Source organism: Thioalkalivibrio sp. HL-Eb18, from assembly GCF_000364985.1.
Classification (GTDB): domain Bacteria; phylum Pseudomonadota; class Gammaproteobacteria; order Ectothiorhodospirales; family Ectothiorhodospiraceae; genus Thioalkalivibrio.
Map to the genome: position 1 here is coordinate 1 of NZ_KB822960.1, position 23,906 is coordinate 23,906.

The window sequence follows — 23,906 nt, forward strand, 5'->3', positions numbered from 1 at the left end:
CGCAAGGGCCGACTGCCGGCACCAGCCGACGGTCGTGGCCGGGCGCAAACCCCAGGATCTTCCCGAATTCCAATGGATCAACACCGTGCTCGGCAACCTCAAAACCAGCCTGAGCGGGAGCTACCATGCATTTGCGTTCGCCAAGTACGCAGCCCGTTACCTCGCGGCATTCGCCTACCGCTTCAACCGACGCTTTGATCTGGCGACGTTGCCGGCGCGACTGCTGGTCGCCGCCGTGCACTGCCGGCCCGTGCCCGAGCGGGTTCTGCGACTGGCTGACTCTCGTTGCTAATCAGGTCCAGTTTTGCCGGATCCTGCTTGTTCGCCTTCAGGCGGTTGGAGATGGTGCCCCGAACGGATTTTTCCCGTACCGGCACGGGTGCCCATTGCTGGGGGTTGTCCCTGTGATCCCACTGCCCGGAGAAGAGCAGGGCATCGGACGGGTCGAGCTTGCGTTCAAAGGCGAGGACGGAAGCGGTGTGGAGTTCAGCGTTTTTGGCCATGTCGTTTCCTCTCGAATCAGGCGGGGGTGTTGTGTCGGGTGAAGTCGTTTTGCAGGCGATAACGCCCCTGGTCCGGGTCGCTGTCCGGGTACCACAGGAGCTGTGTCGGCGTAGTCAGGCGGTGGGGGCTTAGCCACTGCCCGATCGAGTACAGGCTTTCCACAAAACGGAATGGGGTTTCGAGGTCTCTTGCTGCCTTTACGGTGCCGGGGTCTAGCAGCGGACCGAGAGCCCCGTAGCCGACGGGGATAGGTACGAACCAGCCTGTCTCCCGCGGGAGGCGAGCCTCCCACTGGGCACGGGGTTCCTCCTCGCCGTTTTCCGGCGGCTGGGTTCGGCACTCCATATTCAGGCGCGCAAGATCGAGCCAGGCGTCCAGCAGGGAACATTCAGGATCTTCCTGCCGCAGATTCTGCAGATGGCCTTGCAGGAGGTCATCGCGAGCGACCAGGGTGAAGCCGGGCAACCAGCGCCGGAGCAGCCGCCGGTATTCGTTCGGCCTCTTCGCTGGATCGTCTGACATCGGGATGATCCGGGACGGCCAGCGGCGCTGTTTGTCGTGCAGGGGGGGCTGTACGGTTCCGCCGGCGATACGCAGCTGATGGACGAGATGCTCTGCGGTTTGCGCCACATCGGGCCCGGCATCGCCACGCACGGCGAATACGAGGGTGATCTCCAGGTGGGTTCGCCCTTCTTCCACAATGGCCGCGGTCGCTCCATCCTTGCCAACGGGGTTGCGGGTCAGCCGGAAGGTGATGGGGAACGTGTCTTCGGTGATCTGGGGCTCGATCCGGTGACAGATGACACCGACGGCATCAAAAACGATGTCCACGCCGCGATCGACCAGTGAGCGCTCGAGGGTGTGCATCAGCCCGACGAAAGCGCTCATGGCCGGGAAGCCCCAGGTCATGGGGCTGGAGATGGCGTTCGCGTTCTGCACCCGCAATCGGGGGATTTCCAGCAGGTGCTGGGGTTCGTCAAGCATGGGAAAGTACCTCGCGCAGGGAGTCCATCCAGTGGCGGTGTTCGGGGTCGCCCACGGGCAACTGCCGGTCCAGTTGTGCGTTTACCCAGTTACCGAAGCGGTGGCTGACTTCCTCGACCCATTCATCGCTTGCGCGCCACTGCGCGAAGTCTTCGTCGATTTCGCCGCGCCACGGGTCCAGCCATAGCGTCTCGGCACGGTTCAGCCGGCACTCCGGTGACGCGCTCCACCCGGGGTCCAGGGAGTGCAGCTCGGAGGCGAACAGCAGCAGTTCGTCGATCAGCGTCTCGAGGTATTGGTCGCGTTTGTGGCGCGTGTCGGCATTGGCCGGTGGGTCCGTGGCCAGAAAGCGCTGGAGTTCTCTGGAGGTGTCGCGGGCTCCGCGCCGTCTGCCGAACAGTCGGGGGAACACGGACTCGACATGCAGTGGCGGGCGCACATCGCGGCTGATCCAGTTGGGCGGCAGGGAGGCGAGCAGATAGTTCTGCCCGCGACGCTCGCTGTTGAGCTGGGAGATGTTCTGCGGTTTGGTGCCACCGAGTTTCTGTACGGCCAGGCGCGGGTATTCATGGTAGCCCCTGTCGCTGTATGCGCGTTCGCGCCGAGCCTTGCGCGCGGCTTTGGCTTCGTCCGAGAACCGGTGCTCATTGATGGTCTGGTACACCCGATGGGCGAGGGATGTCGCGTACAGGGGGGCCAGAAGGTGGTAGTCCTGGTTTCTGGTGGGGTCCTCTCCGACCAGCCAGAAAACCTGTTTGGCGAGGGTGTGGGAGGCCTCCGTGTCACGGGGCCGGGCGATGGCAGCGAAGGCCCGCATCCATTCGCGGCCCTGGTCCTGGTCGTCGCTGAAGGCGACAGCCAGCTCCTCATTCCCCTCCAATGCGCGGCTTAGCAGCGTTCTGCCTTCGTGCTCGAGCTTGAGGAACTTGTACACGTCGAGGGCGGCGGCATTACCGACGACGTCTTCGTCGAAATCGTTTCCCAGCAGATGGCTGCCGATCTCGGGATGATCCGGAATCTTGTGCGGTGGCCGGTAGAGGTTGGTGCCTTTGGCGTCCGGATGAACCGGCTTGAGGCTGTGCGTGACGATCTGCAACTGGCCGACCCGGCGTGCGGCATCAGCCACCCAGTTCTCGCGCAGGTGGTGTTGCTGTAGCTCGTCCCGTTTCGGGTCGTCCGGTTGTAGTTTCTCGATCTTGGTCTGCAGACGCTCATTCAGGAATCTCTCGATCAGAGTTCGGAGCGCTTTGACCTCCACGTTTTCCATGTCAGGCTGCTCCTGTGCCGGTTGAATGCATATTGGGGTTCCGGGGTTGAATCTTGTGATGGGTGAAGTGTTTCGTCGTCTCCGTCTTATTGCCTGGCCGGATGCCGCACGGTGAAACCAAGGGTGTCGTGAACACGCCAGCCGCTTTCGTGCTTCGGCACCGAGACGGTCCCGAAGCGCCGGGCGCATTCCTCGAGAGGCATCTCCAGCTCGTCGGCGAGGCTCGTGAGGGCATCCATGTAGGGGCTCGTGATCCAGACGTCGGTTCGGGGGCCGATGTTGTCCTCCAGGTCTTCGCGCAGGAGAAGGCTCTTCTCGACATCGATATAGACCGACTTTCCCCGTTTCCCCGGGGCGCTCCAGATCTGCTGCAGCTGCCAGTCTTCGCCACTGTCATCCGGCATCAGGACCAGTTCGATCTCCTCCAGCGCGGACGCCTCGCGGAATGGCTGGATGCGCTGGAGCGTGCCGGTCAGGCTGGCGCGGGAAACCTGATACCAGGATGCGGCGTTCAGCGGCGGGGGGCTGTCGGACTTGCATGCCCGGCGTTCTCTGGGAGACAGGGTCTCGGGTGACGGTCCGGTGTCTCGGGGTGCGACCGTGTCGCGAAGGCGTGCATGTTCGAGGTCCACCAGGTAACCCGTCGGCTGCAGTGGTTCGGGCTCGAGAATTCTGGGGATGGAGTCCACCCGGGCGTATTCTTCCTGGCGTAGAAGCTCCTGAAGATCATGGCTGCGCAGCCGGTGCGTCTCGCTCTCGAAGCCGGGACGGCAGAAGGCCGGTTTGTTCGGGGTTTCCAGCGCCTTCAGGTTTTTCCGCGGCAGAATGATGTTGGGGCAACTGTTGGCCGGCTCCCGGTGACGCCGGACACGCCCGGCAAGCTGGATGATCGAACGCATCGAGGATGGCTCCACGACGGCCCAGTCGTAGTCGTGATCGCGCCCCACCTCCGTCACGGGCGACCCGATCACGACAAACAGCTGGTCCGGTTCGGGGCTGGAGTCGATAAGCCGGCGCACCGCCGGTGCCTGGAACACCGCATCGGGGGCTTTCCGGTTCAGCAGCGTGTCGAGGTTTCTTTCGATTTCCGACCGGGTCACCAGCGGAAAACGCGAGTGATAGACACACAGGTGGAGGCGGTGTCCTTCCGGGGCGCCTTCCCGGAAGATATGGCGCGCAATATCGACAAGGGGTTCGATGTTGGCCAGCCGGATCAGTCCGAAGCTGATCCGCTTTCCGCTTTCGGGGTCCGTGGCGTGGTGTTGCCGATGCAGTTCCAGTGCATGCTCACGAAGATCGTCCGCATACTGGTGTCGGGTCTCCTCGCGCGATTCGGTGCTCGTAATGGCAACCGGGGCCAGTGTGGCACTGCGGCGAACCGGTTCGCGGGCCAGCCGGGCCTTGCGGGCCTGCGCAAACTGGCGATGGGCGGCCGCGATCTGCGGCTGGTCCGCGCAATCCTGGTGCTGGGCGGAATATTCGTCGAACCATGCACAGGCGATGTTGACGGGACGCCCGGGTTCACCGCGGTTGCGCTGAAACTCCCGCCGTCCCTCGCGATAGGCCTCGAACAGCCCTTCCACCAGGCTGGGTGAAAGCGTTGCGGACGACAGCAGCACCCGGGAGCCCAGGAGTCCTGCCCAGTGGACCAGGCGTGTGAGAGCCGGCAGGTCTTCCAGCCCGAAGTCGTCGATTTCATCGAGCACCAGGTCGCTGCTCATCAGCCGCAGCATGGGCGCAATCTGACGGCCGCCACGCAGGCTCTCGGTCGCGGGCGTCAGGTGGTCCACGGTGCAGGCCAGGATGGGTGCGGCGATCAGGGAACGTGTGGCCGGGTCGCGGCTCAGGCGACGGAGGACCGGATGGTTCGTGAAGTCGCCGTCGAAGTAGACATGGCCGTCCTCGTCCATCAATTCCTGGGCCGAGGCCGATCCGTGGTGTTCGGCCTGTTCCTCGAAGTGTTCGAACAGGGTGCGACTGGCGGCTCCACCGACGCGGATGGCCAGCTCATCCTCACCCAGGTTGAGCAGTTGGCGATAGGCCTGTCCGGTCTGCAGCGTCAGGGTCCTCAGGCCCAGGGCGATGGAGAAGCGTGTTCCTCGCTCGGGATCGGCCAGTCCATACAGGATGCGGCCGTTCGCCAGGGTCTTGCCCCTCCCGGTGGAAGCCATGTTGATGCCGAAAAAACCCTGGGCGGATGCGCGTTCCCGCAGCGAGGTGGCGAGATCGAATGCCCGGTTCTGCCATTGGAATCGGGGGTCGGACGCACGCTTGCGAAAGCCCCTGTGCCGGGCGATGCGGGGCAGGTGCTGCTCGGCCCCGGGGAGGGCGCCGGTAATGGCACGCGCATGGGCCTCCACCCCGATCAGGTGTTCATCCAGTGGCTGGTTGAGCCGTCCGGTTTCGCGGTTGGTGTTGGCGTACAGCCGGTGGTCCGGATCACCCCTGAGTCGCTTTCTCGGGTCGGTAACGCTGGAATAGTGATGGTCGGCAAGCATGAGGCTCATGCGGGCCACGTGCATGACATAGGGCCTGTCGAGCCAGTTATCTCCGGCGTGTGCCCGTCGGTCCAGTAGCCGTTCGGCGATGTGCCGGGCCCGCAGATGCCATTTCTCGCTGCTCGTGGGGAGCGAATGGCGGAATTCCCAATAGGGCCTTATGGCTGCCTGACGGGTTTCGCCGGGCTGTTCGTTCCAGTTGGCCTCGATGATGTCCGGAAGCCCTCGCAGGGTTTCGGTCCGAAATCCGCTGATCTTTCCGCCCGGGCGACCGTCGTCGTCCGGAAGCAGCGGAAGACGGTGATGGCTAACCACCAGCCAGCCGATCGCCGCTGCCAGCGGTGGAAGTGTCCGAAAGGGGGAGCCGCCCTTTTGATCCAGCCCGTCGCGCAGAAGACCGTCTATCCAGTCTTGATCACTGGTCGGGGCCGTGTCCTTCAGGCGTTCGAGCCAGCCCCGGTCATCGTCGTCGCCCACGAATGCCTGAAACATTCGCAGGCTGATCCATTCGTGGCGGTAGTCGTTGCGTCCGGGGTTGCCCCGCGCGGTAAGCCGGTTCTGAAAAGCCGCGCACGCCTTGCCAAGGTCATGCAGCAGTGCGGCCATGGCGGCCAGCAGCTTGATGTCCTCTCCGGTGTGCCAGTCGTTTTCGTCGTGCCTGCGCAGCACATCGCGGGTCGTCGAATTGGTCGGAACCGCGCCGCGGAGGTTGAACCGGCTCGCATTGCCGACAATCCACAGAACCTCGCTCTGGTTGCGTCCACGGATCCAGTGGCAGGCAACGGCCGTGTTGCGCCGCGCGCTCTTGCGAAGCATGCGCCGGACGGTGTCGAGCCCTTCCCGGGTGATGGGGGTCTGCCAGGTCCGTTCGCCGCGGCGTTCCGCGAACTGATCGAGAATGCGCCGGGTTTCACACAGGGCGTTCTTGCTGCACTGGGAAATGAACAGGACGTTCATGCGGTGCCCATCCCGCCCTCCTGGGCGACCGACTTCAGGGTGTCGATCATGAAGTCCAGTGCCTCGACCTGGGTCAGCCGATCCACACAGGCCTGGCGGAAGTCCTGTTCCTCGTCGCCGCGCATGGCGGAGATGAAGGCCTGAGGCAGGATCACGGCGTCCTTCACGAGGTCGGCCACATCGAACACCAGCCCGCCGCGGCGCGTCTTCCCGTGAAGTACCGCCAGGCCGTGCGGAATGCCGAGCACCCAGGTCGCCGTCGCGCCGAGCCCGTAGGCAAGATAGTTGCCGTGATCGAGGAACCGGTTCGCGGGGTCGGTCCCGGAGCCGCGTTTGGCACGGGTGAATTCGCCATAGCCCACCGTCCGCGAGGCCAGGCCGAACAGCTGTTTGGTCAGTCGTGCCTCCAGGGTCAGCAGGTCGGTGTTGGTCGCGGCCGCGCGGATGGCGCTCTCCATGGGCTCAAGGAGCGTGCGTAGCTGATCCTCGGGGACATCGAAGCCTTCGTTCGGCAGCGTCCTGGCGCGCAGCCAGATGGCTTCGATCCGCTCCAGGCGAGCGAGCTGGAAGCGACGGGCGGCGGCCAGCCTGCGGGTGTCGTCGAACCAGAACTGAACCCATTGCTGGAGGTATTCGGTCGGCCGGTATTCGCTTTGCGGGCTGAACCACGCAACCTCTACATCCACTTCGTTTGCGCTGAACAGCGGAGTTCCCCCTCCGCCACAGAAGCCGACGAGCACCCCGGCCTTGGCCAGCTCCCGCATCGCGGCCTGGGTGATGGAGGTTCCCGTTCCCAGTAGCAGTGTTGTGGTGTTGGCAATCGGGATGTTCCAGTAGAGGGACTGCTTCCCCTCGTCGGTGACGTACTCGACACGGCCACCGTTCACCAGCACCCGGCAGTACTGCAGGTAGTAGATGTTGGCCCGTTTCGAGTGAAGGATGGTCTTCAGGTCGCTCGGCGATAAGTCGTCCATGATTACCCCTGTTGCCCACAGCGACTACCGTGCCACTAGGGCCCCATTTTTTCCATTCGTTCTGAAAGGTATTGTCCTGTTGTATGGGTCTGAAGGGTCCTCATTGCTTGTGGGTGTCACACGCCGCAGGCGCGGCGCATCCGATACAGACCCAGTTCCAGCTGCTTGTGGCGGTCGGCGTGATCGCGTTTTTCGAGGATGCGGGCGACCAGGGGCTCGTCGCGGTCCAGCAGTTCGGCGGCCAGGCCGTTGCGGTCGCGCGGCAGGTAGCCGAGGTGGTGGTCGACCCAGTCGATGGCGACGGCCTTGGCGTCATGCGGGTTCAGCCGTTCCCGGCGCAGGGTCAGGGCCTGGCCGCGCTTCAGGGCGTTCCACAGCTTCGGGGCGTCGTGGTGGCGGAAGCCGGCCAGGGGGATCGTCTGCAGCAGTTCTTCGGTGGTCGCGGTCGCGCTGTAGCGCCCGCGCTTGGCGTAGTAGCCGCGCAGGGCGGGGATCGGGCGGGCCTGCTGGGTCTTGTTGGGCATCTCGGACTCCGTTCTTGTCTGGGTCTGGGATCCGTTGTAGCACCGGGGGTGGCTCACAGGATGAGCCACCGGACCTGAGGGCGTTTTCGCTCAGGCGGGTTTGGGCCGGGCCTTGGCAGTCATGGGGGCCTTGACCTTGTTGCCGGGAGGGTCTTGCAGGGGAGGAGTTGCGGGGACGGGGCGTTGTTCCGGCGGGCGCCAGAGGTGTTCCCAGCCGAGGCCGGTGAAACAGGGACCCATGGCGGCTTCGGCGAAGGTGATGGCCGGCAATCGTGCATTCCACTCGAGCAGGCGAACCTCGCCCTGACGGCTGATGGCGACATCCCAGCCGATGCAGCCGACATGGGGGATCCGGTTGTGGAGTTTCTCCACGACCGAGACGGCCTCACGGAAGGCGGGGATCTCGAGACCCGCGAACATGATGCCGGATACGGGGTGGCGTTCTGTCTCGGTCCAGTCGGGGAGATAGCCGAAGGCGCCCAGGCATCCGGTTTCGGCCGAGACGGGGATGTACAGTTCTTCCAGTTCCCCCGTGGCACGATTCAGCGGAATACAGAAGTCGGCCGCCTGCGGAGCGTGCTGGTTGGGGTCGATGCCTGTGCGCAGGAATGCGGCGCGGGCGCGAGCCTGGCCATGGGGATGCAGGACAGTGGTGATGCGCAGCGTGGTTACAAACCCGGGGGCAATGCGGTCGAACAGTTCATGCTGGACCACGAACTCCTGCAGGGTGCCGTCGGGCAGCTTGCGCAGGCGATCCCGGTCCAGTGTCCGGGCGTCCAGCAACATCACTCCGCTGCTCTCGCGGCCGCCGTCCGGCTTGAACACGACACGACTGGAATGGCGGAACAGCGTGCGCTCCCAGGCGTCGTCCGGGATCGGGCGAAAAGACGGAGAGATCAGCCGACCGTTCATGACGTGGGCGCGATCGGGAAAGTGCGGGCTGCGAAAGAGATGGCGCGACAGTGACCGGACACTGGAGATCTGACCCGCCTTGCGGTTGATGGTCGGCAATACCATCTGACTGTAGTAGTTGCCGGGAATCCAGCCCTCGCGAAATTCCCCGGCCACGGCCGCGTACACCTGAAGCCAGTCGGCATAGCCGCTCCAGCCGAGCACTTCGGCGGCGTATTCCCGTGTCTGGCGGCGGACGGAACGGGGCAGGCGCCCTTTTTGTTTCTCAATCGGCCGCAGCAGTTTCATCGCTTCCCTGCGATGCACCCGGTAAAGCCGATAGCGGCCATAACGCCTTTTCAATGAGTGATATGTGCGTAACACCCCTGAATCCCTTCGTCTTTTCTAGACGCTGTCCATGTACATGGCGAATGCTAGGAGGCGCGAGACGTTGCCGTCTCGATCAAAGTTCACAGAACGCCTTTGTGGATCGCGGGTGTTGCGGATTTTGTGATCTCGAGGGAACGCGGCAGGCTCGTCGATCCCCAACCGCAGGGCGTTACGGGTACTGGCGGGCCGCTTCCCTGAGGGCTTCGGCGACGCGCGTACGCAGGCTGTCGGGCGCAAGCACCTCAACGCCGGCTCCGTGGCGCAGGATTTCCTGGACCAGCTCGGTGGGGTCTGCGTAGGGGATTTTCAGGTGGTATGAGTCACCTTCGTATTCGCCGATCTGGTCCGGGTGCCAGGCCTCGTCGGCCACCCAGCGGGCGTGCTCCGGGGTGAAGCGCAGCTCGGCCCATTCCTGCGCCGGGCCGGTAAAGATGCCGAAGGCCGAGCCGGTGTGGGCGTCCAGCGTGGCCTCGTCGATGTCGCGGTAGGTGCCCTCGGCCGGGGTTGTCGAGCCGATCCGTTCCAGGGCAAAGGTCCGCAGGTCCTGTGCCTGCTCGCACCAGGCGATCAGATACCAGTTGTCGCGGTAGTAGAGCAGGCGCTGTGGATGCACCACACGCTGGGTCGCAGTGTCGCGGGCGCGGCCGTGGTACTCGATTGCGACGGGCTGTTCGTCCAGCGTGGCGGCGGCCACGGCCTGAAAACCCTCGCTGCGCCCGCCCCGCTGCGCCAGTGGCTGGATGCGGATGCGACGGCGCACGGCGTCCGGCTGGTGCCCCCCACTGGCGAGGAGCTCGCGGATGCGTTCCTTCAGCGGGCCCAGCGTGGGTGCCAGCAGACCCGGCTGCACGTCCTCCAGCAACTGCTCCATGGTCAGCAGTGCCAGCAATTCAGACTCGTTGAACCACAGCCCGGGCAGTTCGAAGGCCGGGGCGTCCTGGGCATAGCGGTAGCCGTTGGCCTGCGGGTCGTATTCGATCGGCGCCTGCATGAAATCGCGCATGTACTCGATGTCGCGCTTGATGGTGGCGCGCGAGACCTCGAGCCGTTCCATCAGGTTCGCCAGCGACGGCGGGCGCCGCGCCTGCAGCAGGCGGTGCAGATGAAAGATGCGTTCGGCGCGGTTCACCGGGTCAGTAGGGGGAAGGGCATTTTCGGAACGCTAAGCGCAACGATGGTCGTTGCGCAATATCATGGGCCTTGTGGCGGACCGGAACGCTTCGGGTCGAGCCAATGAGCTGGAGGTTTCGGGACCGGCCGTCGGGTTGGTGTGGTGCTTCACTGGTCGCGAGCTGTTCGAGCGGGCACTGAGACGTCGCCGAAGCTGCGCACTGTGAGACGCGCGGCCGATTGCGCCGGCACACGGTAAGCCCTTCCAGACATGCTTCCAGTATGAGCTCGCGAATCGTTTCATGTTCGGATTTCCGGGAGCGTGGTCCGCAGCATTCGTCCGGCGCGATCGTGCCGGATTCGAACAGGTGGTGCAGATCGTCTCCCTGCCACTGGGCGATGACGCGGCGTGAGGCGCTGTCGACGATCCGCAGCGAAGGGTGGGTGCGTTCCAGCCAGGCATCCAGGGTGAACATTCGAGACCTCCTAAAGGAAATGAGAAGCGTTCGCAATTGAAGGTTGACGAAAGACGACGCACGGGTCAAGTGGCTTTCCGGCTTTTTGTGAACAACACAGGTCCGCCTCTGGGGCTGCCATGGGGGAGAGCGGCGACTCCGGCCCCTCGCGCCCGGGAGGTTGCTGCTTGCAGCTTTCAGTGGGGCAGGTCCCGCGCGATACCGGAGACAAACGCTATGGATAGTCCAGACGGAGCGCGAGGCGGCGCTGGCCCGCGGGAACGGGTGGCGATCGATGCACCGCGCCGCGCCCATTTTCCGACGCGTAGCGTTTGCCCTTCATCAGGATGGCCTGTCCGGCTTCGGTGATTAACGGGGGGCGCCCGCCTAGCACGCCCTCGTTGTCGTTCTGTTGCAGTCGTTCGCGGTTCAGATGTCGCTCGTCCGCGTACTCGGTCCCGGGCCCGAAATAGGTGCATAACATGCGAAGGACATTGTTGTCCACATGGAACAGGCGGCAGGGCTGATGATCGAGGACTTCAAGCTGAATGCTGATGCTGACCGCGCTCGCAACGATGGCGAATGCGCGGGCGAGATGCTCAATGTCCCGGCCCAGCAGATGGACCTGGAACGGGGGCTGTCCGGTGGCTTCCAGGAGCCGGAGCCGTACCTGGTCGGGACGGCAGCGGATATCCAGCAGCATACCCGGCTCGGTACTGGCCAGGGCTTCCGACTGAGTCGACAGGGCCAGGTCCAGTGGTCGTCTCCAGATCAGTGCATTGACCTCTTCACGGTGGATGCCCAGGAGCTCCCTGGACTGGTCGACGAAGCGATGACGACTGGAGGGCCCGGGGCGATGTGCGGATTGGTTTTTCGGACTCATGCGGATGACACCTCTCCGGTCCGGGATTCTTCGGGTGATGTCGCGGTATCGGCTTCGTCCGCAAGACTCCAGACCGGGAACGGGTCCTCGAAGTGCTGCCATTGCTGCGGGCCCGCCGCCATTTCGTCATCGGTGAGCAGGCAGGCATCGAGACGCTGGCGCATGGCGTCCGCGTCCATGTTGATACCGATGAGTACGATCTCCTGGCGGCGATCGCCGAAACGTTCGTCCCACACCGGCGCGATGGCAGTGTCCCACCAGTCTTCGTCAGTGGGGCGTTTCTCCGGTGGTACCGCGGCCCACCAGAAGCCGGCGGCGTGATGCGTCAGCGCGCCGCCGGCCTGTGACAGTGTGCCGGCCCAGTCCGGGCGCGAGGCCAGCCAGAACCAGCCCTTGCTGCGGATCACGCCGGGCCACTCCTGGTGCAGCAGGTCAAAGAAGCGGGCCGGGTGGAACGGGCGATTCACCCGATACACGATGCTCGAGATCCCGTATTCCTCGGTTTCCGGCGTGTGTCCGCCCATCATCTCCTGCGCCCAGCCAGCGGCCTGCGATGCGCGGTCGAAGTCGAAGCGGCCGGTGCCCAGAAGCAGTTCGAGGGGAACGTTGCCATGGGTGGCCTCGATCACATGCGCTTCGCGGTTCAGGCCGCGGACCACGCCGCGAACGGTCGCGAGTTCATCGGGCGTCGCGCGGTCCACCTTGTTGATGATGATGACATCTGCAAACTCCATTTGATCCACCAGAAGGTCGACGACGGTGCGCTCGTCCTCCTCGCCCAGTGATTCACCCCGATCCCCTAGATAATCGGTGGAGGCATAGTCCTTCAGCAGAGCGCCGGCGTCGACGACGGTCACCATGGTGTCGAGGCGGGCGACATCATCCAGGGACTGACCGTTCTCGTCGCGGAAGGCGAAGGTGGCGGCCACGGGCATGGGCTCGGAAATGCCGGTGGATTCGATGACCAGGTAGTCGTATTGCCCGGATTCGGCGAGGCGGCGCACCTCCACCAGCAGGTCGTCCCGCAGCGTGCAGCAGATGCAGCCGTTGGTCATCTCGACCATGCGGGCATCGGTACGGGTGACGGCATCCTGGCCGCCGCGCACCAGGGCGCTGTCGATGTTGACCTCGCTCATGTCGTTGACGATGACCGCGACGCGCAGCCCCGACTGGTTGTGCAGGATGTTGTTGAGCAGCGTGGTCTTGCCGGCGCCGAGAAAGCCGGAGAGGACGGTGACGGGAAGACGTTTCATTGCTACCTCCAGGGGAAATGCTCGGGCCGCTGGAGCGCGCCCGAGTCGAATGGGGATGCGGCCTCAGCGAACGATTACGTGCTCGGTCTTTTCCTGGCGTTCCTTGACTTCGATGCAGAGGGTCGCCGTGGGACGCGCCAGCAGGCGTGGCAGGCCGATGGGTTCACCGCTCACTTCGCAGTAGCCGTATTCGCCGGTCTGAATACGATCCAGGGCCTGGTCGATCTTTCGCAGCAGGCGTCCCTCGCGTTCCTGTACACGCATGGAGAGGAGCCGGGGCTCCTCCATTGCCGCGCGGTCCAGTTCGTCCGGGGTGCGCTCGTTGTCGAGCAGCCCATCTCGGGCACCCTCGATGTCGGCCAGGATCTCGTCGCGCATTTCGAGCAGGCGCTCGCGGAAGTACGCGAGTTGGGCCTCGCTCATGTAGGCCTCGGCAGGCATGGCCAGCAGTTCGTCGCGGGTCATGGGGTTCCGTCGGTTGCGCTAAGGATGTTATACCATAACGTTTCGATTGAGCCCCGACAACACGGATCGGCCACCGTCCTGTGATGGGGTCGACCCGCCTGCAACAAGGTGTCTTATGTCCTCTACCTGTGTGTCTCCGGTCTCACCGGATACGGAAACCTCCGCGACCGATCCGCTACCGGATATTGCCGCGTCGGCTGCTACGCACGCCTCCGCACTCGACTGGGTGGGTATGGAAGACATCACCCTTCCGCTGTATCTGACCGGCCAGCCAGTGGTCGCCCGGGCCAGCGCGGGGGTGAGCCTCGATGACGCGGGCGCGCGCGGTATCCATATGTCACGGCTCTACAGGGCCCTGCGGCAGCTGGAGTCCCGCGAGCTGGACGTTGCGCGGCTGTGTGATGTGCTCGAGGCGTTTCTGGCTTCGCACGGTGGCCTGTCCAGCGTGGCGGAGGTCCGTCTTGCCGGGGAGCTGCCGCTGGAACGGCCGGCCCTGGTCAGTGCGTCCGCGGGCTGGAAGCGCTACCCGTTCCGGATCGCTGCACGCAGCGAGTCCGGGGCTGTGTCCCTGGAACTGGAGGTTCAGGTGGGCTATTCCTCCACCTGTCCCTGCTCCGCCGCCCTGGCGCGGCAGGCGATCCAGGAGCAGTTCGACCGCGACTTCACGCGAGCGGCCGTGGATGCGGCAACCGTGCGCGAATGGCTGGGCCGGGCCGAGGGGATTGTCGCGACGCCCCATAGCCAGCGCAGCGAGGCAACCGTTACGGTCGGTCTGGATCCGCTGATATCGACGCTGCCCCTGCCCGATCTGATCGATGGTGTGGAACAGACGCTGGGCACAGCCCTGCAAACGGCGGTGAAGCGTGTCGACGAGAAGGCCTTCGCGCTCGCCAACGGCCGTAACCTGATGTTCTGCGAAGACGCCGTACGGCGCCTGGACAGCACCCTGCGCCCGGAGTACTCCGCCCGCGGCTATCGCATCCACGTTCGCCATCGCGAGAGTCTGCATGCGCATGACGCGGTCGCCCGTGTTGAACGAAGGGTGACCGACCGTCGCTGAAGCCGTCGGCCCGTTGCGGACCGGCATGCCTGGCGGTGACGACGATGCATAAAAAAGCCGCCGGATTGCATATCCGGCGGCAACGCTTACGGAGGTTGGAGAGACCAAAGGCAGAAAGCCGCCTTTCGTCCTGGCGACACACAGCTGTCCGGGCTGCGCATCTAAATGAGAATCATACGCAACTGCGTATTGGTGTCAACATGCTCGGTCAGTAATGCTGTGTGCCGTTTGGTGAGCCGGTATCGGCTTGAGGCTACTCCGGGTTCGGGAGGGTCTGATGAGGCTGCAGCGGGTCGTGCAGGCCGCGATGCCGGTCGGCCATCGGTTCGGCCACGATCAGGTAGTCTGCGCCGTGTTTCAGCCCCTCCTGGCTGCGGGCCAAAGGCAGGGCGCGTTCACGCAGGACCTCGATCTGGTGGTGCATGGCCTTGGCCAGACCCTCGTCGCTGAAATGCGGCAGCTGCCGCAGGCACAGGTCGAGCTGGCCGTTGACGAACCGTTCGCGATAGTGGATGGGAAAATAGCGGACATCCAGAACCCGGAATCCCGCGATTCCAAGCTGGCGCATGACCCAGGATGATGGGTATTCGCGATAGGGCCGGTTGCCCGCAATCAGCAGGCAGGCGTCACGCAGGCGTCCGATCTCCCTCACGAGCGCGCCGGCTTCATCTTTCGGTTCCACCAGCACGTAAGGTTCGACGCCCACCAGATACAGCCGGTCGCCCACGTGCGGCCGCAACCGGTGCAGGGCGCGGTCCTGCCAGTAGGGCGCGAAACCTTCGATGGCCCCGATAAAGTAGTCCAGCAGCACCGTGTCAAAGCGTTCACCGAACAGAAGCTGATCCGACATCCAGTTGCCGACCAGGATGCGGTCCTGCCGGCGCCGCGCCGTGCCCGCTGCCTTGCGGGTCGTGCGCGCCATCTCCTGGGAGGCCGTCACCGCCGTCCAGCGCTCGGTGTCCAGGCGACTGATCCACTCGATGGACTTGCGACCCGTCCCGGCATCAAGAAAGCTGCCCCAGGGCTGGTCGCCCTGCGCCTTCTCGATGGCCTGGAAAATCGGCGAAGTGCCATTCGCACTGATGGATGACGAGTGGGCGGTGTTGGATGTCATGGCGTCAGTCGTTGCTTGCGGTGGGGTGGAACGCGTCGGGTCAGCGCAGCATGGCGGCGAGGCGGGCGCCGAGCGCGAGCATGACGTTGACCAGGACCAGCACCGGTGCAAAGGGCTGATCCAGCGGCAGGCTGATGGTCCAGGCGACCAGGAAACCGATCAGGGCGATGCCCTGCGCCCAGAGCACCAGCCCGGTGAGGTTGCGTGCGAGCCAGGCCGCACCCCAGGCGGGCAGTAGAAGGCTGGCCAGGGCGGCCGGCAGGCCCAGGACCATGCTCCCCAGCACGATGGCGGCGACCAGCCAGACGATTTCGCCGAGATGCTGCCAGACAGCCGGCCTGCTGGCCGCCGACACATCCGGTGCGATCTGGGCATGCAGCCATACGCGGAGCAGCACCGGGACCATCAGAAGGGTCAGCAGGCCCAGACCGCTCGCGGCCCAGAGCTCGTTGGGACCGGCAAAGTAGAGCTGGCCTTCGGCCCAGGCAGCGGCCGCCAGGCTGGCCTGGGCAAAGTTGGCGGCCAGTAGCGTGACCGCCGCCAGGCCGGCGAGAAAAACGGCCAGTGGGAGCCGCTCCCGATCCCGGCTGCGCTGCAGCAGCGCCATGACGCCGCCCCCCAGCAGCAGGGCCACGGGCAGCACCGGCCAGTGCAGAACCGAGGCGAGGACGCCACCGACCGCAGCCCATTGCCCCAGAGCCAGGGCCTGCCAGACCGAGCCGCGCAGGAACAGACCCGCCCCGGCGAGCGCCAGCACCATGGTGACAAGCACGCCGGCAATGAAGGGTGTCAGCAGCAGGTCACCCGGCATCCAGGTACTCCACAAGGGGATGGTTCTCCAGGCCGAGGGCCTGCAGGAAGTCATCGTCGTGGCTGGTGATCAGCAGGGTCGTCTCGGCCGGGATCGCCTGGATCAGTTCCACCGCGTCGGTGCGCACCTCGGCATCCAGGTGGTTGGCGGGTTCATCCAGCAGGATCAGCCGCTGCGCCGATGGGTCTTCGATGTGGCTGTTCAGCACGGCGGCCAGGCGCAGCAGTTGCCACTGGCCCCCGCTCAGGCGGTCCAGTCGGTGATCCAGCAGGGTCCGGACGCCGGCGTGCCCGGGTGCCATGGCCCCCATCGCGCGAAACCAGTCGCGCCCGGACAGGGGCCAGGGCTGAGGCCGGGCGTGATCCTGTGCCAGCAGGCTGGCGCGCGTCGCCGGGGCGAGTTCCAGGCGTCCGCCATGGACCCGGGCCTGCCCGGTGATGGCCTTGAGCAGCAGCGACTTGCCCACCCCGTTGGGTCCGGTCAGAGCCCAGCGCGCACCTGCCGGGATCTCCAGCGACAGCGGCCCCAGGACCGGCCGGTCGAACCCGAGGTAAACGGACCGGGCGTGCAGGGCAGGCTGTGACGGTTCGGAGGGCATAAAGGGTCGCGGATACGGGGGGCGCCAATGATAACGGACCCGGAAAGCGTTTTTCCGGGTCCGACCGATATGGAGACGCAAACCTGAGGCTAGCGCTGCGGTAGCGCCTCTGCCCAGGTGCTCATCAGCTCCAGGTAGCCATCCAGGCTTGCGTCCGCGGGCGGATCGAGGGGGACGGCATGGGTCGGCCACCCCAGGTGGCGCTCCAGAAACTCGGCGCCTCGCTCAGGATGGAATATCGCGTGCAGGACAGTGCCTTCGGTGCCTTCGAGTTCGTCCACCAGGCTGCGCAGGTGACGCGCGGTCGGCGGGATGCCCGGGGCCGGCTCCAGATAACCGACGATCTCCACCGGCAGCCACTCTTCCAGATAGTCGAGGTCTTCGTGGTAGACGACAATGCGCTGGTCCGGCTCGACTTGTTCGGCCAGGGTCTCGGCGTGCTCGCGTAACCGTTCGGCGGCTGCCTCGGCGCGCTCCATGAAGGCCTCGGCGTGATCGGGCCGCAGTTCGCCCATGCGTTCGGCCAGCGCGATACCGATCTCGGCCATGCGCAGGGGATCGGCATTGAAATGCGGGTTGCCCTCTTCATGCACGTGACCCATGTTCGGACCGTCCATGGTGATGGACCGACGCAGTTCGATCTTGTCGGCCGCGCGGAAGTGGCCCGGCTGTCCCGAGTTGATTGCGCGGTTGTTGGCGCCACGCTGGGCGGCGGGCAGCCAGCCTTCCTCGAGGCCGGCCCCGATCTCCAGCAGCAGGTCGGCCCGACGCAGGGCGGCCATGAAGCTGGGCCGGGCATCCAGGTAATGGGCGTCGCGGTCCGGCGGCGCGAGCACTCGGACCTCGGCCTCGTCGCCGCCGATCTCGCGGGCCAGCGCGCCGAGCGTGGATGTGGTGGCCACGATGTTCAGCCCGGCGGCCGCCTGCGCGGGTAGCAGGATGAAGGTGAGTGCCACCACCGAGGCAACGGCGGCGAGTGTCCGGGTGATCCGGGTGATCCGGGTGCGAGTCTTGCTAAAGGGCATGCTGGACTCCTGGTGATATCGGGGTACGGATGGGCCGGCAGGGCATCAACGGTCCTGCCGACCCTGAGCAAGGCCATACTGATCAGAAGCGGTGGGCGCCGTGCGCGCCGAGGGCCACGTTCAGCTGCAGCATGAACTCCAGCCCGCGGTCGCGATCACCGTCCTCGTCGACGAAGTCGTTCTGCGACAGCTGCGCGCGCAGGAATACCGGCTCCACCGGGCGGAAGGTGACCTGGGCGGAGTGGCGATAGCTGGTGCCGAACGACGGCTCCGCGAAGTTGCGCTCGCTGCCTTCGTTGGTCGGCAGGCCGCGATTGGTCAGGCCCAGGGCCTCGGAACGCAGACCGGCCTCCCAGCGCGGGGCAAAACCGTAGACCCCCTGGATATAGAGACCGTCCTGGCGCGCCTTGCCGCTGCCCTGGGCGTTGCCGGCGACGGTGGTCTGGTCTTCGCGCCGTTGGTAGTCGACGTCGATCTCGCGATAGAAGTACTCGCCCTGCAGCCGCCAGTCGCCGTGGCCGTAGGCGCGCCCCGAGCTGTACTTGTAGACGGCGTCCAGACCGGCGAACCAGGCGTCGCCATCCCATTCTTCCAGGCCGGAGCCATGCTCGGTCTCTTCCTGCCAGGTGCGGGCGTAGCCACCGGAGGCGCCGAACTGCATCGCGTGATCCGGCCCCAGATCGGGCCCGAACTTGGCGAAGGCAGTGATCAGGCGCGGACCCGACACACTGGAGAACGAGGAGCGAATCTCGTCGCCGTCGTTGGTGGTGTGCGAGCCGCCCGAGCCCTGATAGGGGATGAAGCTGTCATCGCCCTGGAGGAGTTCTACCCCGAGTTTGGTGTAGGTCGTGGTCGGGGCGAGCCAGGTGGCCTGAACGCCGGTTTCCTGCAGGCCGTGGTCGCCGAACAGGTATTCGTTGACCAGCGGGCGGTCAACGAAGTCCCAGTCGTGGCCGTGGCGGCTGTTGATGTAGCCGATGTCCGACAGGAATTTGCCCGCCTTGACCTGGAAACCGCCGGGCAGGGCTCGCGTGGTCAGGTAGGCCTCTTCGACTTCGACGTGGTCCTCGTCGAATCCGAGCATCAGGAACCCGTCGAACAGGTCGCCGAGATTGGCCTCGAATGCCAGTTCGTTGTGTCCGAGGTTGAAGCCGTCGTCGAACCCGTGGTCATGCCCGTGTCCGTGGTCGTCACCATGGTCATGGCCGTCCGAGAAGCCAGCCGGTTCGCGGATCCCGCGGGACATCTCGTTGTAGTAGATGCCTTCCAGGATCAACGAGATATCCAATCCCCAGTTGCGGTCTCCCGCGCGGGTCTCCCACTGCTGGGCGCCCGCGCCGGTCGGTGCGGCGAGCGCCAGGGCGGTCAGTCCGCCCAGGGCCGGGCGGAGCAGGTGCGTGTTGTGTGGCATGACGGACTCCCAAACATGTACAGACACGCCGAAGACTTCAGCGTGAATCGGTTGTTATATCGTTACACGAGTGCGGAACGTTATAAGATAACATTGCAGGGCGCAACCCCGACCTTCTTGTCAGGGGGCAGGAGGGGCTACGGGTGCCCGGGAATCCCGGCGGATGCCAGCGCTTCGGCCCAGGCCTCGAGCTTGGCCTCGAAGCTCCAGCGGGCGTTGGCCGGGCTGGTCGATGGCAGGCGAAGGGCCTCGATGCCCAGGGTCCGGGCCTCGTGCAGACGGCGGGCGCTCTCCGCGCCGTTGTGCAGGGCGAGGCGCAGTTCTGGCGCTTCCCGAGTCAGCCGAGTGAGGTCGTTCGGTACGGCGGCACGGATCGCGCTGTCAAGGCTGCCTTCGCGCCGACAGGCGCCGTAGACATCCCACAGGCCGATGCGGTGTTCGAGCAGACGCCGGATGCGCTCGGGGTATTCAAGATCAGGGAAGGGTTCGCCGAGGATCGTGGCCATGATCGGCCAGAACTGGTTGCGCGGGTTCGCGTAGTACGCCTGCGCCTGGAGGGAGGCCACCCCGGGGAAGCTGCCCAGCACGACGGCGCGAGTGTGGGCGTTCAGGACCGGTGGAAAGGCTTGAAGGTGAGCGGGCTCGGCCATCATCCCGGACCGCCCAGGGAAACACTGATCAATGTGCACGCTCGTGCTCGACTCGCTTTTGCGCGCGATCAAGGCGCGGTGACTGCCGTGCCATCATTCTGCACAAGGGAACCGCAACGCCGTTCCCGCGCCCGTTTCTGATAACAACGGGCGGCCGAGCCCCTTCATTCATTAAGTTGTGGGGTTGGCACCCCAGGTTCCCCGAGTCCGCGTTGCGGCCCGCATCCATCAAAAACGGGCCGGTAGAACCACTACCGGCTGCGCACCGCGCCTTGTCTCGGAAAACCTGGGGTGCCAACGCGGGTGTGTACATTGATCCGTGTTTCCCTCAGACGTTGCGACAGTCCGCGCAGCGTCCGTGCAGCTCGACCATGCGCGATTCGATGGCAAAGCCCTGGTCGGTGGCCCGGGCCTCAAGTGCCTGGGTGGCCGGCTCCGGTGTGTGAAACTCGGTGATCTGGCCGCAGCCGTCGCAAATCATCAATGCGGACTCGTGGCGCTCGCCGGGGTGAGAGCAGGCGACAAAGCCGTTGAGGCTCTCGATGCGGTGGATCAGGCCCTGTTCCAGGAGGAACGCCAGTGTTCGGTAGACCGTCGGCGGCTTGATGCTGTGGTCGTCGGAGGACAGGGCGTGAATCAGGTCGTAGGCCTTGATCACGCCGTCGGTACGCAGGATTTGTTCGAGGATGCGACGGCGCTGCTCGGTCAGCCGGGCCCCTCGCCGGGCACACACGCGTTCGGCGTCCGCAAGAGCTTGTTCGATATCGGTCGGGCTGTGGGAATGTGCGGTGGTCATGGGCCCTAGGATAGCGAAAAGTGAGGCGGGCCTCCCGGGGACGCGACAGACGCGTGCCTCAGTCGAGGGTTCGGGGGCTGCCGACTAGCGCGCCTCCGTGGCGGTCTGTTGGGCGTCCTGCGGGGCCAATTCCGCCGGAGCCACTTCCGTGGCCTCGGAGCGAGCGAAGACCTTGGCGGCCCAGTGGGCACGCTGCTCGGGTGACTCGGTTCCTTCGCGTCCGACCAGGTGGGCGTCGACGGCGAGCAGTCGGCTCTCGAGCCCTTCGCCATTGGCAATCTGGATGGCGAGCCCAGGGCGGGCGTTAAGCTCGAGGATCAGAGGGCCTCGGTCCTGGTCGATCACGACGTCTACGCCCAGGTAGCCCAGTTTGCTGAGCTCGTAACAGCCCGACGCCAGCTGCATCAGGTCCTCCCAGCCGGGGATCTCCAGACCGACAATCGAATGCTCGGTATCCGGGTGTTCCCAGATGGGTCGATTGTGCTGCACCCCGCCGATGGTCTTGCCGGAGGCCAGGTCGATCCCGGTGCCGACGGCACCCTGGTGCAGGTTGGCCTTGCCGTCGGAGTCCTGGGTGGGCAGGCGCATCATGGCCATGACCGGGTAGCCCCGGTAGACGACGGTCCGGATGTCGGGCACGCCACGATAGGTAACCGGATCGAACGCCAAGGAAAATCGCACCCGCTGCTCGATCATCGCCACGTCCGGGCGGCCGCCCAGGCTGTACATCCCGGAGAGGATGTTGGAGCAGTGATCATGCAGTTCGCTCAGCTCCATCGTGCGGCCGCTGGCACGTCGCAGCCGGTCCCCGCGCCAGCCGGTAATCACCACGATGCCGTCGCCGGCAGCCCCATGCGCTGGCTTGATCACGAAGCCGTTCGGATAGGCGCGCAGCAGCCGGTCGAGCTTGCGAATCTCATGATGCGAGCGGACGACGCCGTAGAGTTCGGGCACCGAAAGGCCGGCATCCAGGGCGAGGCGCTTGGTTTCCAGCTTGTCGTCCACCCGCGGGTAGAAGCGTCGGTGGTTGTACTGGGCGATGAAGCGCGCATTGCGCGCATTCATCCCGATGATGCCCTGCGCACGCAGGGTCCGCGGGAGCACGAAGCGTGGCAGCCAGCCCATGCTAGCGATCCTCCGAGCGTTTGGAGGGCTGCATGGCTTCCTGCATGCGGCCAAAGCGGAACAGCTCGCTCAGGCGATAGCCTGTATAGCGTCCGAGCAGCAGGGTCATCGCCAGCAGTACCAGAAGCAGTTCAGGGAACACGAACAGCAGGTGTTCCAGGTGGCGATTGGCCATCAGTCCATAGGCGGCTGCGGCCACGGCCAGGCTGCCGATGCCCTGCGTAATCGCGTCCGAGGGTCCGTGCTCCTCCCAGACCACGGACATGCGTTCGATCGTCATGGCCAGGATGACCATCGGGAACAGCGACAGCGCGAGTGCGCGCTCGAACCCCAGTTGGTGCGAGAGGATGCTGATCCCGAGCATCAGCATGATGACCACGCTGACCACGGCGGCCAGTCGCGGTACGAGCAGTAATCGCAGGTGCTCGAGATAGAAACGCACGGCCAGACCGAGCGACACGATCAGGGTAAACAGGATGATCCCGGCCAGTAGCTGTGTCTCGCGAAAGGACAGTGCGATCAGTACCGGCATGAACGTCCCGAATGTCTGGACGCCGATCACATTGCGCAGGAACACGATGATCATGGCCCCGAGGGGGACCATGAGCAGCACGCGGTAGGTGTTCTGGGTTCCCAGCGGGAGATTCAGGGTGGAGAACTCCATCAGCTGCGCGTTCACGGTCTCGCCGAATCGCTGGGCGGTGGTCAGCGCGTCCTGTACGCCACGCGAGACGGCAAAGCGGACCTCGGCGTCGCGTCCGTTGGAGACCTCCAGCAGGGGCGCGGAGCCATGAGCCCATACGACCACATCGTTCGGATATTCGATTTCGCCCGACAGCGGGTGGATGGGCACCCAGCGCCGCGTGTTGTGGACCTCGATCCAGGTTTCTGGCCGTATGTCGCGGCGACCGTCGCGCAGGTGCAACGTGGTGACCATGCGCGCGGGGATGCGGGCCGTGGCCAGGAGCTCGATCAGCGTCTGGCTGCGCTGTACGCGGTCGCCGCCGTCATCGGCGAATACCGCGGCATTCGATGCGGGCGCGGCGTGGGCGAGGTCGTTGACCAGCACCGACGCGAAGGTCTGGATATCCGACGACCGGCTGCGGACATCCTCGATCAATGCGTGTGCCGCGGATCGGTAGGGCTCCGTCCACTCCGGGGCCGCAACGGGCCCGGGGTAGTCGGCATCCGAGCGGTCATCGCTGTCGCGATAGAGGGTTGCTCGGTAGTACAGCACCTGCTCCCCGCGCGGCTGCCGTGTGGTCCATTGGGCGATCCGGTCGTCCTGGCCGCGCAGCGTATTCAGGCCATAGCCGCGCGAGACGAAGCCTTCGTCCAGGATGGCGAAATTGGGCAGCCGATCCGGGATGCGCAACTGCACATTCGCCGCACCCCCGGTGGGCTGATAACGAACGCGTGCCTCGATCTGCCAGGTTTCGGCCGATGCCCCCGGCATGACGGGCATGTCCAGGGCGATGACCTTGTACGCAAAGATCCCGAGCCCAATCGTACTCAACAGCACGATCAGGATCGGGAGATGAAAGCGTCTCACGAATCGTCGTCTCCGCAGTTGGGCCGATGGGTATGTTCGGCGCCGGAGTCGACCAGAATATGATCGGCGAGATGCGCGCGGCCAATGAGGGCCTGATAGGTGAGGTTAGTGCGGTCAATCAGGGTCGTGTCGCCCTTGATGCGCTGGTCGCCGATGCAGAACTCCATCAAGATTACCGGGCGCTCCTGGCTTTCGCCGCTGTGGCGGCGGATACGGACGTTGCGTTCAACCGGACGTTCCAGGGTGATGTAGGCGTCTTCGTCATCCGGGTCGATCACATCGAAGCGGATCCATTCCTCGCCGTCGCGCTCGAATTTTTCCTTGTTGAGCGCGTTCAGGGATGACGAGGTCGCGCCCGTGTCCAGACGCGCCTCCAGCACGATGCCTTCGTTCGCGATTTCCACATCTTCGATGGTCCCCAGAATGGCCAGGGACGATGGTTCTTCCTTGGCATGCACGAGGGGCAGGGCGAGGGCCAGGCCCAGCAGCATTCCCCAGAAGGCGGTTTTCGTTAAGCTGGGCGGAAGGATCTGGCGCATGGACACGTGGCCTCCTGGGGCATTGGGTCAAAAATAGATTCATTCTATCTCGGTGGTGCCACTCACCCAT

General features: G+C 65.1%; 24 protein-coding genes. 2 read left to right on the forward strand and 22 right to left on the reverse strand.

Annotation, left to right across the window (positions count from 1 at the left end; translation table 11 throughout):
* Positions 1–292 (forward strand): transposase (locus F813_RS13460; protein ID WP_038059897.1); only part of this gene is annotated, 292 nt, incomplete at its 5' end.
* On the opposite strand, the gene F813_RS14475 is transcribed toward F813_RS13460, so the two are convergent.
* The 12 genes from F813_RS14475 to dksA form a co-directional block, all read right to left on the reverse strand.
* A complete protein-coding gene (locus F813_RS14475) occupies positions 183–503 on the reverse strand; it encodes a type I-F CRISPR-associated protein Cas7f/Csy3 (RefSeq protein ID WP_231289533.1) in 321 nt (106 codons plus the stop codon). The two genes, F813_RS13460 and F813_RS14475, sit on opposite strands and share 110 nt — an antisense overlap.
* A 16-nt stretch (positions 504–519) precedes the next feature.
* Complete coding sequence (csy2, locus tag F813_RS0100010) at positions 520–1,488, reverse strand: type I-F CRISPR-associated protein Csy2 (RefSeq protein ID WP_017925083.1); 969 nt, start codon at positions 1,486–1,488, stop codon at positions 520–522.
* On the reverse strand, positions 1,481–2,755 hold the full coding sequence (gene csy1, locus F813_RS0100015) for a type I-F CRISPR-associated protein Csy1 (RefSeq protein WP_012983811.1): 1,275 nt from the start codon (positions 2,753–2,755) through the stop codon (positions 1,481–1,483). Before csy1 ends, csy2 begins: the two co-directional genes overlap by 8 nt.
* 86 nt (positions 2,756–2,841) lie before the next feature.
* Positions 2,842–6,210 (reverse strand): type I-F CRISPR-associated helicase Cas3f, encoded by a 3,369-nt coding sequence (cas3f, locus tag F813_RS0100020; protein ID WP_017925084.1) that lies wholly within the window; start codon positions 6,208–6,210, stop codon positions 2,842–2,844.
* Positions 6,207–7,184, reverse strand: coding sequence for a type I-F CRISPR-associated endonuclease Cas1f (cas1f, locus tag F813_RS0100025; RefSeq protein WP_012983809.1), 978 nt, complete (start codon positions 7,182–7,184; stop codon positions 6,207–6,209). The genes cas3f and cas1f overlap by 4 nt, the downstream gene beginning before the upstream one ends.
* Positions 7,185–7,300: 116 nt before the next feature.
* Positions 7,301–7,708, reverse strand: coding sequence for an HIRAN domain-containing protein (locus F813_RS0100030; protein WP_012983808.1), 408 nt, complete (start codon positions 7,706–7,708; stop codon positions 7,301–7,303).
* Between the two features lie 90 nt (positions 7,709–7,798).
* A complete protein-coding gene (locus F813_RS0100035; protein WP_017925085.1) occupies positions 7,799–8,908 on the reverse strand; it encodes a sugar-transfer associated ATP-grasp domain-containing protein in 1,110 nt (369 codons plus the stop codon).
* A 250-nt stretch (positions 8,909–9,158) separates the two neighbouring features.
* Positions 9,159–10,118: a YafY family protein gene (locus F813_RS0100040; RefSeq protein WP_017925086.1), complete on the reverse strand. Its 960-nt coding sequence runs from the start codon at positions 10,116–10,118 to the stop codon at positions 9,159–9,161.
* 4 nt (positions 10,119–10,122) lie between these two features.
* A complete protein-coding gene (locus F813_RS14290; RefSeq protein ID WP_155995106.1) occupies positions 10,123–10,575 on the reverse strand; it encodes a hypothetical protein in 453 nt (150 codons plus the stop codon).
* Positions 10,576–10,789: 214 nt separating this feature from the next.
* Positions 10,790–11,437, reverse strand: coding sequence for a DUF1826 domain-containing protein (locus F813_RS0100050; protein WP_012983804.1), 648 nt, complete (start codon positions 11,435–11,437; stop codon positions 10,790–10,792).
* A complete protein-coding gene (zigA, locus tag F813_RS0100055; RefSeq protein ID WP_017925088.1) occupies positions 11,434–12,690 on the reverse strand; it encodes a zinc metallochaperone GTPase ZigA in 1,257 nt (418 codons plus the stop codon). The genes F813_RS0100050 and zigA overlap by 4 nt, the downstream gene beginning before the upstream one ends.
* A 63-nt stretch (positions 12,691–12,753) precedes the next feature.
* Complete coding sequence (gene dksA / locus F813_RS0100060) at positions 12,754–13,155, reverse strand: RNA polymerase-binding protein DksA (RefSeq protein WP_012983802.1); 402 nt, start codon at positions 13,153–13,155, stop codon at positions 12,754–12,756.
* A 115-nt stretch (positions 13,156–13,270) separates the two neighbouring features.
* Between dksA and folE2 the strand changes: the two genes are divergently transcribed.
* Positions 13,271–14,215 carry a GTP cyclohydrolase FolE2 gene (gene folE2 / locus F813_RS0100065; RefSeq protein ID WP_081601264.1) on the forward strand — a complete coding sequence of 315 codons (945 nt, stop codon included), beginning with the start codon at positions 13,271–13,273 and terminating at the stop codon, positions 14,213–14,215.
* 253 nt (positions 14,216–14,468) lie between these two features.
* On the opposite strand, the gene F813_RS0100070 is transcribed toward folE2, so the two are convergent.
* The 10 genes from F813_RS0100070 to F813_RS0100115 form a co-directional block, all read right to left on the reverse strand.
* Entirely contained in the window at positions 14,469–15,329 is an 861-nt protein-coding gene (locus F813_RS0100070) for a class I SAM-dependent methyltransferase (protein ID WP_017925090.1), read from the reverse strand.
* 40 nt (positions 15,330–15,369) lie between these two features.
* Entirely contained in the window at positions 15,370–16,140 is a 771-nt protein-coding gene (locus F813_RS0100075) for a metal ABC transporter permease (RefSeq protein ID WP_017925091.1), read from the reverse strand.
* Positions 16,130–16,738: an ATP-binding cassette domain-containing protein gene (locus tag F813_RS0100080; protein WP_017925092.1), complete on the reverse strand. Its 609-nt coding sequence runs from the start codon at positions 16,736–16,738 to the stop codon at positions 16,130–16,132. Before F813_RS0100080 ends, F813_RS0100075 begins: the two co-directional genes overlap by 11 nt.
* Positions 16,739–16,827: 89 nt before the next feature.
* The gene (locus F813_RS0100085) at positions 16,828–17,763 is read right to left on the reverse strand and encodes a metal ABC transporter substrate-binding protein (protein WP_017925093.1); all 936 of its coding nucleotides are present in this window, start codon (positions 17,761–17,763) and stop codon (positions 16,828–16,830) included.
* An 82-nt stretch (positions 17,764–17,845) separates the two neighbouring features.
* Entirely contained in the window at positions 17,846–19,174 is a 1,329-nt protein-coding gene (locus F813_RS0100090) for a hypothetical protein (RefSeq protein WP_017925094.1), read from the reverse strand.
* Between the two features lie 137 nt (positions 19,175–19,311).
* Positions 19,312–19,824 (reverse strand): DNA-deoxyinosine glycosylase, encoded by a 513-nt coding sequence (locus F813_RS0100095; RefSeq protein WP_026148077.1) that lies wholly within the window; start codon positions 19,822–19,824, stop codon positions 19,312–19,314.
* A gap of 328 nt (positions 19,825–20,152) precedes the next feature.
* Positions 20,153–20,620, reverse strand: a complete 468-nt coding sequence (locus tag F813_RS0100100; RefSeq protein WP_017925096.1) for a transcriptional repressor — start codon at positions 20,618–20,620, stop codon at positions 20,153–20,155.
* A gap of 84 nt (positions 20,621–20,704) precedes the next feature.
* The gene (locus F813_RS0100105; RefSeq protein WP_017925097.1) at positions 20,705–21,745 is read right to left on the reverse strand and encodes an alpha-L-glutamate ligase-like protein; all 1,041 of its coding nucleotides are present in this window, start codon (positions 21,743–21,745) and stop codon (positions 20,705–20,707) included.
* A gap of 1 nt (position 21,746) precedes the next feature.
* Positions 21,747–23,297 carry an inactive transglutaminase family protein gene (locus F813_RS0100110; RefSeq protein WP_017925098.1) on the reverse strand — a complete coding sequence of 517 codons (1,551 nt, stop codon included), beginning with the start codon at positions 23,295–23,297 and terminating at the stop codon, positions 21,747–21,749.
* Positions 23,294–23,788, reverse strand: a complete 495-nt coding sequence (locus F813_RS0100115) for an ATP-dependent zinc protease (protein ID WP_017925099.1) — start codon at positions 23,786–23,788, stop codon at positions 23,294–23,296. The genes F813_RS0100110 and F813_RS0100115 overlap by 4 nt, the downstream gene beginning before the upstream one ends.
* Between the last annotated feature and the right edge of the window lie 118 nt (positions 23,789–23,906).